A 2,882-nucleotide genomic window follows, 5' to 3' on the forward strand; every position below is an offset into this window, starting at 1 on the left:
AACGTCAAAGCTCAAAGCACTCCCGTGTATCGCAAGGGCGACATGATCAAGGGTGTGCAAGCCGATGCCGGTAAGCACATCGCATCCGGCACTTCGCAAGGTGGCGGGCATGTCAAAATCTTGGACGGACACAACAACGTCAAGGTCAACAACATCCCCATCGCCAGACACGACAGCAATTGCATGATCAATTGCGATGCCAATGGCAATGGCGGTGCCAAAGGCAAACTGGTCACAGAACAAAAGAGCGTTAGCGCAAGCGCAACACCCGCGTCCAAACCTTCCAATCCAGTAGCACCAGGCCAGCATACCAGTGAGAAACTTACGCGACTAAAAGAAGCTAAAAGCAAACTCGAAGCAGGCCAGCTCAATCTCAATGCCTTAGATGACTACATCAACTTCAAAGACAGCAATAGTCAGCTAGACGGACTCATAGGCCAAATCCAAGGCACACCAGGCAGCGCAACCGACTACGCCGCGCAAGCCACCCGCGGTGTTTTAGGTTTCGTCAAAGACGGTGTCATGGGTATAGGCGAAATGGCCTACGAAGGCATCAAAGCCGTCCCCAAGCTAATACGCTATCAATACACCAGCACCGGCCAAGCACTAGGCCAACTTGATGGACAAATCCTCGCTGAGAATATCAAGCTTGGCAACATCACAGCGGGTACCATTGGACAAGACGCGTTAGATATAGGCAAAGCCATTGTCAAGCCAGTGACCGATCCTTGGGCGAAAGGGCAGTATGTAGAAGCAGGCACCAGGGCAGTCACAGAAATTGGCACGCTAGGGTTAGGCTGGATCAAAGGCAGCAAGGCAGCGAAAGCGGCTGAGGCACTCAAGTTGGAAGAAGCGGCTAAAGCAGCCAAGATAGCTGAGGCAACTAAGGCGGCAGAGTTAGCTAAAGCGGAACAGATGGCGGATACAGCTAAGTCTGTGGATGATGGTGTGCATGTTAGAGCTTCAAAATTAACAAAACACGAAAAAATTTCTGCCATTCGCGAGAAAATTGGTGGTGATATTAAAAATCATCCATTACGTCAAGCATATGAAGATGAAGTAGTAGATCTTGAAATGAAAGCAAAACATATGATGGATAGTGGAACACCAAAAAATGAGGTTGCTTATGAAATGTGGAATGAAAGGAGAGAACTTGGAATTAAATATAAAGACCTCACTCCTGAGCCCCTGCGCGATTATATTTACGAGGTAAACTCTGGTAGATACGGTGATCCATTGGGGCCGAAATTTGAAGATTTAGTCAGCAAACAATTGGAGAGCGGCAAATCATTGGATGAGGCTTATCAGAGGATAATTAACTCGTCTTTCACGCCCAATAATAATGTGAATGCACTCTTGTCAAAATTTGAAGGATGGCTTGAAAGTAAAGATGTAACATACATCGACAAAGCATTGAAATATATAGGAGGCTTATAGTGGGAAAGAAAGTATATCTAAAGAACTTTGATCAGCATAATCTCGTATTGGAATATGATAATTACGATGGATCTTATAAGATCATAAGCCGTGAATTTGCTAAGCAAAAGGAATTGAACTTTACATTTGGCATATTCGTAGTCGTATCATCAAATGTAGTTGGAGTTTTTGCTTCACCAGATGGTCCGATATTTTTCAAGAATGAAACGCGGGTATTAGGCTCATTAGAGTCAACAGAAGTTAAAGTGAGCACCGAACCAAATATTCATTATTTTTCTCTATGGTCTAATTCACAAAAAATATTTGATATTACTTATCAAGATATAGACGGAATTGACAGCAATCCTTATGACACTAAACAAGAAGATGTAGATATGTTTTCTATGCTTGCAAGTGCTACAAAAAAGAAGCAATTCTTTATTAACTATACAAAAAATTGGGTTTGACGTCGCTATGTTTGGTGGCATGTCAAAATCCTGGACGACCAGAACATTCTCAAAGTAAACGGCAAACACGTAATGACCGATGAAAACACGAGTTTGCCTTGATACGTGATAGGCTCGCCTGCGGCGAATATCCGCAAAAAAACCTAATTTTGCGCCTCGACGTTCAAATTGAGACGAGACAGAAATATCAATTTATGCAAACAAATCATTAACTTAAGAACCCCTGAAGTGGAAACGTTGGGACACTATTGATAAGCAGGCCAGCTCAATCTCAATGCCTTAGATGACTACATCAACTTCAAAGACAGCAATAGTCAGCTAGACGGACTCATAGGCCAAATCCAAGGCACACCAGGCAGCGCAACCGACTACGCCGCGCAAGCCACCCGCGGTGTTTTAGGTTTCGTCAAAGACGGTGTCATGGGTATAGGCGAAATGGCCTACGAAGGCATCAAAGCCGTCCCCAAGCTAATACGCTATCAATACACCAGCACCGGCCAAGCACTAGGCCAACTTGATGGACAAATCCTCGCTGAGAATATCAAGCTTGGCAACATCACAGCGGGTACCATTGGACAAGACGCGTTAGATATAGGCAAAGCCATTGTCAAGCCAGTGACCGATCCTTGGGCGAAAGGGCAGTATGTAGAAGCAGGCACCAGGGCAGTCACAGAAATTGGCACGCTAGGGTTAGGCTGGATCAAAGGCAGCAAGGCAGCGAAAGCGGCTGAGGCACTCAAGTTGGAAGAAGCGGCTAAAGCAGCCAAGATAGCTGAGGCAACTAAGGCGGCAGAGTTAGCTAAAGCGGAACAGATGGCGGATACAGCTAAGTCTGTGGATGATGGTGTGCATGTTAGATTCCGAGGTAAAATCAAGTACCGTACAGCGACGGATGCGAACACTGAACTGATCGATAAAAAACGTGCAACAAGAGAAACTGCACCGTTTAAAGAAGGCACCACCGTTACTGAAAGAGACATGGCTCCGGGTGAGAGATTT

The 2,882-nt window shown here is 45.4% G+C and carries 1 protein-coding gene and 2 pseudogenes; all 3 read left to right on the forward strand.

Annotation, left to right across the window (positions count from 1 at the left end):
• Positions 1–1,437: pseudogene (locus tag AAKU64_RS22265) on the forward strand (hypothetical protein); the annotation flags it as partial.
• Positions 1,437–1,883, forward strand: a complete 447-nt coding sequence (locus AAKU64_RS22270; protein ID WP_354335845.1) for a hypothetical protein — start codon at positions 1,437–1,439, stop codon at positions 1,881–1,883. The pseudogene AAKU64_RS22265 and the gene AAKU64_RS22270, both read left to right, overlap by 1 nt.
• Positions 1,884–2,303: 420 nt before the next feature.
• A pseudogene (locus tag AAKU64_RS22275) lies at positions 2,304–2,882 on the forward strand (hypothetical protein); the annotation flags it as partial.

The sequence above is a fragment of the Undibacterium sp. GrIS 1.8 genome, assembly GCF_040544445.1.
Lineage (GTDB): Bacteria > Pseudomonadota > Gammaproteobacteria > Burkholderiales > Burkholderiaceae_D > Undibacterium.